Source organism: Rhizobium sp. BR 317, assembly GCF_047445835.1.
In the GTDB taxonomy this organism is placed as follows: Bacteria; Pseudomonadota; Alphaproteobacteria; order Rhizobiales; family Rhizobiaceae; genus Rhizobium; species Rhizobium paranaense.
In genome coordinates, this window is sequence record NZ_JARWLB010000052.1 from 1 (window position 1) to 4,883 (window position 4,883).

The following is a 4,883-nucleotide window of genomic DNA, read 5'->3' on the forward strand; positions in this document are numbered from 1 at the left end:
CACCCAGAAATATTACGACCCGAAGATCCAGACCGAGMATACGGATGTCGGAGGGGTCGAGCACCTGGGACTCGGCTATGGCGGATGTGCCTTGCCACTGGTTCTCGAACACAATACGCCCAACAATTCCGTCGCCATACTCTGGGCAGAGACCGAGGGTGGCGAAGCAACGCCGGCAATGCGTCCGCTCTTCAGACGAAGGCAGAGGCATTCATAGGATCATCATGGTCAATCCCTTCGAGAAACGCGCAACCGAATATCTACGCGACGATGAGGCCTTCCTCGCTGTCGTTACCCCTGAGCCCTTGGCGACCTTCTTMCAGAAACACGCTGAGGAGGGAAAGCTCTATGATCGACTGACAACGATTATTGGGACGCCCGGGAGCGGAAAGACGACCCTTGCGCGGCTCTTTCAATATTCGACATTGCGCACGCTTTTGCGAAATCGCGGCCAGGATATCTATGACGATCTCATCGACACGTTGACGGCCTGTCGGGCGATCACGACCGGGATGCCGTCGGTCATCGGTGCCCGCCTGCCGCTTGAGGGTGAGTACCGCGAATTCTGGGAGTTTCCATATCCCGATGAGCTCAAGAGCGGACTGATGACGGCTMTCCTCCAGGCCCGGACGGTGTTGGCCTGGATCAGGGACGTGCAGTTGGCGGGGGCATCGATCGACGACMTCGAAATCGTGCCGAGACCCGACGCCGATGCGGCGCTCACCGCCATTGGCGGGACAGGTGCGCGGGGGGTGCTGGAGCGGGCGCGGGAAATCGAGCTTGCGATCTACAATATCTCGGCCGCGCTGGTTCCACCTGAGATTGACGAGATCGACAGGGAAGTTGCCGCGGCGGCCTACCGCCCGTTCGATGTCATCGAGACGTTCCTCCTCAAGGAGCACAACCAGTCATCGGTCCTGAAGCCGCTGGTGATCTTCGACGACGCCCACAGCCTGCATCCGGCGCAGTTCCAATCCCTTCAACGTTGGCTCAGCYGGCGCGAGTTGCGAGTCTCGCGCTGGGTGCTGACGCGCCTTGATGCCCTGACGCCGGCAGACGTGCTGGTTGAAGAAAACGAGATCGCGCACGCTGATKAGCCAGGCCTTAAAAAGTCTCGCGAGACAACCACGATATGGATGCAAAGCGGAGGAGATCKACTCAATCAGCGCCGAGCCTTTCGCAAGATGGCCAAAGGGATGGCCAATCGGTACCTCGCGCAGATGGAAATTTTCCACCGTCGCCGGCTCAACGATCTTGGAAATCTGCTTGCGACCTATATCGAGCCGATTTCGCAATCGAAGCGGGAAAGGCTTGCAAGCMACGTCGATAGTCTGCAATGGCGCTTCAAGATCACCGCGGAGCGAAGGACCGGTCTTGAACAGGACATCGCCAACTATCTGAAGGACACAGCCGAAGACTGCGAAGAGATCCGACTTTCCATGCTCGGCGTCCTTTTCCAGCGTTACGCCAAACGCGTGCCGCAGCAGGGACTTTTCGACGATGCCGGGCAGGACGTCGAACCGTCACGCCCGCTCATCGCGGACGACAAGGTCTTCGAAGGCGCGAAAATCCATCTACTTCACAAGCAAGATCGGCCCTATTTCTATGGTATCGATCCGTTATGTGACGCGGGCTCCGAAAACGCCGAACAATTCCTTCAGCTCGCCTCTCGGTTGGTTGCGCAATCCGAGACGCAGCTGATCCGTTCGAAGTCGCCAACCTTAAGCGCGAGCTCGCAGCATTCGCTCTTGCGAAATCGGGCTGCCGAAATGATCCGGGAGTGGGATTTTCCGCACCATCAGCAGGTCAAGAAGCTAGCGGATGGGATTGCGGCGGCTTGCGTCAAGAAGAGCCTTGAGGGTAACGCGTCGCTTGGAGGCGGCGCCAACGCCTTCGGCATACCGCAGGAAGAGTTCTACGAAATTCCTCGCAACCAGCCGGAGCTGGCGCGCATCCTGCAATTCKGCGTGGCATATAACGCCTTCGTCCTCGTTCCCAACCACGGCACCAAGAAGCGTCTCTGGGTTCTCGTTKAGCTGGGCGGTGTGCTTTTGCTTCACAACAGACTGACGCTCAAGCGCGGTGGTTTCCTTGAAAAGCKGACCAACGACCTGGTGCGCATCCTAAACGAGGCTTAAATGGCGCGCGACTGGCGGTGGGACCCCTGTATTTCTCATAGCGGCGACGCTGTTTCCGGATTCATTGACGATTATTTTGCTGATACGAAGCGCAAGGTCATCGTGATCGCCGGGGCAGGCTTCGATCCCCGCGCCTGCGTGATATCGCGAAAGCTGGCCGCCGGCGGGGCGCCGCTACGCGGTCTGTTCCTCCAGGAAAACCGTCCGGATCCCTCGCCCGAACTMGTATCGCGGGCTGCGAAGAATATTGCCGACTTGCAGACGATCGTGCCAAATCACGCGCTTGTTCCTGTCGATATCTTCGGCAGCGACCTCGCCGTGATTGGCGGTCGAAACGTGGCGCGAGCTCTTGCTGGCCAAAATTTTGACGGCATCACGGATGTCGTCGTCGATGTGAGCGCCCTATCGGTCGGAACCAGTTTTCCGATCATCCGGCTCCTCGTCGAGTATAGCGAGCGGGGCAAGGGGCCACAGAACCTCCATTTGCTCGTCGCGCACAATCCCGCTCTCGACGGCGCGATCAAGACGATCGCCAGCGATTCCCCCGGCTATGTTCATGGCTTTGTCGGCGGCCTTACGCTCAACAAGTTCGCCGGGGCGGCCAAGCTTTGGCTGCCGCAGCTGGCGACGGGGAAGCGCGCCGCTCTGGACCGCCTCTATGATTTCGTCTCGCCGCACGACACCTGCCCGATTCTGCCATTCCCATCCATGGACCCGCGGATCGGGGACCGCTTGGCGGAAGAATTCATGGTCGAACTCGACAGCGCCTGGTCGGTCGATACTCGTGACATCGTCTACGCCGATGAGCGAGACCCTCTCGATCTCTACCGGACGATCTTGCGCCTCGACGACCTCAGAAAACCAGTCTTTTCTGAGGTCGGCGGCTCTCGTTTGGTGCTCTCGCCGCTCGGCAGCAAGGTGATGGCACTTGGGGCGCTGATGGCTGCACTCGAGCGGAATTTACCAGTCGCTTACCTTGAGGCTCTAGGATATGATTTAGAGGCATCAGTCTCGGACGCCCCAGATTCACCGCATCTGGTTCATATTTGGCTGGAGGGAGAGGTCTATCCTCAGCCAAGGCCGCAGTTACATACATGATGAAAGGACGAAGGTGTTATGCCGATCGTCGTCGACAGACCCAAAATTTTCGGCACCGGGCTAGTGGCCCTTGATCTTGTCATCGGCCTCGATCCGAACACGCCGGTACAATCCTGGGCGGGCGGCACCTGCGGCAACGTCATGGCCATCATGTCTTATCTGGGCTGGGACGCCTACCCGATTGCCAGGATGAACGGTGATCCTGCGTCCGAACGCGTGCGTACTGACCTTTMATCGTGGGGCGTGCATCTCGATTTTGTMAACTGCGCGCCGACCGGCCACACGCCGATTATCATCCAGCAGATCCGGCGCGGACGTGATGGGACCCCGACGCATCGCTTTCTCTGGAGCTGCCCGCATTGTGGCCAGCGGCTGCCCAGCTACAGGCCGGTCACCCAGGCTTCGGTCGAAGCCATCGTTCCACACCTTCAAAATTCGTCCGTTTTTTTCCTCGACCGTTTATCGCGCGCCGCCCTKACACTTGCCGAGAGCGCAGTCTCGGCGGGCGCAGTCGTCGTCTTCGAGCCATCCGGAAAAACGGACGACAAGCTTTTCGCGGAAGCGCTGGGTTTGGCGCATGTGGTCAAATACTCGGATCAGCGCCTCGCCGACGCGGGACAGGCCATGTCTGAGGGKACAGCGACGCGTGTCGAAATTCAGACGGTAGGAGCCGACGGCCTTCGATATCGCCACCGGCTCGACGACAAGGTGTCGCCATGGATAGTTGTGCCCGCCTTTCCAGTTGYAAACCTCGTCGATAGTTGCGGATCAGGGGACTGGTGCACCGGTGGCTTCCTGATGAARGCCGCTGGTAGCGGGCTGAGCGGTTTGATGAGCATTGGCGAAGCCGGGCTAAACGAGGCGCTGCGATTTGGCCAAGCCCTTGCCKCCTGGAATTGCGGTTTCGAGGGCGCGAGGGGAGGCATGTATCTCGTTTCGCGACCGGATTTTGATCGGCAGATACGCTCCATTCGCGAGGGACGTCCAACGCTGGCGGCGATCGACCGGACAATCAAGGTTGGTGCGTCGGTTGCTTGTCCAGCATGCCCGGACCAACCGGATAAGCTGCCTCCTGCTGCCCGGTCCGCGGCCTAAGACCCTTTCGTTATTTCAGGAATAAGCCTGTTTTGGCATTGCGGCTACGCACGACAGGCCGCGGGTCAGATTCGACGCTCGCTTCGAATTCGCGAATCTTTTTGGCAAGTTCCGATGCTTTGCGTGCATGATCTGTCGGCTCTGACGCCAGATATTCCGAATACTTGGTTTTGACGGCCGTGCGGACGGCAGCACTGGAGCCGCTTCTGGAACCGGTTTTGGCTGTTCGCGAAAGCATTTTAACGGCCATTGAGCAATTCCCTTTCCACTGTTCTCAKAAACTGGAACTCCTTCAATATAAGAGCTTCCAGCGTATCCAGCAACTCCTGCTGGACATCCTGGTCGAAGTCGAGCTCKACGTCGCTGTCGAGCGTCACAACGACTTTCGTCCGGGCATCGATCTCCAGAGGAACGCAGAGGACCCAGCTAAGATCCCGCCATATCAGTTTTCGCAACCAACGATCCTGCGGAGCCGAAAGACTTCGGTTCCAGACCTCTTCATCACTCTTCGATACGTAAAGTGTCTCATTTTGCCTCCAAGCGTCTCCGATC

Annotated in this window: 4 protein-coding genes and 2 pseudogenes; 4 read left to right on the top strand and 2 right to left on the bottom strand. The window is 58.7% G+C overall.

What is annotated here, in order from left to right:
• The 4 genes and pseudogenes from QD357_RS31180 to QD357_RS31195 all read left to right on the top strand — a co-directional run.
• A pseudogene (locus QD357_RS31180) lies at nucleotides 1–217 on the top strand (hypothetical protein); the annotation flags it as partial.
• Nucleotides 218–224: 7 nt separating this feature from the next.
• Nucleotides 225–2,138, top strand: a complete 1,914-nt coding sequence (locus QD357_RS31185; RefSeq protein ID WP_414125848.1) for a hypothetical protein — start codon at nucleotides 225–227, stop codon at nucleotides 2,136–2,138.
• Nucleotides 2,139–3,236, top strand: coding sequence for a hypothetical protein (locus QD357_RS31190; RefSeq protein WP_004129891.1), 1,098 nt, complete (start codon nucleotides 2,139–2,141; stop codon nucleotides 3,234–3,236).
• Nucleotides 3,237–3,254: 18 nt separating this feature from the next.
• Nucleotides 3,255–4,331, top strand: a complete 1,077-nt coding sequence (locus tag QD357_RS31195) for a carbohydrate kinase family protein (protein WP_414125849.1) — start codon at nucleotides 3,255–3,257, stop codon at nucleotides 4,329–4,331.
• Nucleotides 4,332–4,341: 10 nt separating this feature from the next.
• On the opposite strand, the gene QD357_RS31200 is transcribed toward QD357_RS31195, so the two are convergent.
• The gene (locus QD357_RS31200) at nucleotides 4,342–4,581 is read right to left on the bottom strand and encodes a hypothetical protein (RefSeq protein WP_004129887.1); all 240 of its coding nucleotides are present in this window, start codon (nucleotides 4,579–4,581) and stop codon (nucleotides 4,342–4,344) included.
• Nucleotides 4,571–4,883 (bottom strand): annotated as a pseudogene (locus QD357_RS31205) (phospholipase); the annotation flags it as partial. The pseudogene QD357_RS31205 and the gene QD357_RS31200, both read right to left, overlap by 11 nt.

Bases quoted from the DNA above. Each gene is read 5' to 3' on its own strand.
- QD357_RS31200 (WP_004129887.1), bottom strand. From the start codon at position 4,581: ATGGCCGTTAAAATGCTTTCGCGAACAGCCAAAACCGGTTCCAGAAGC.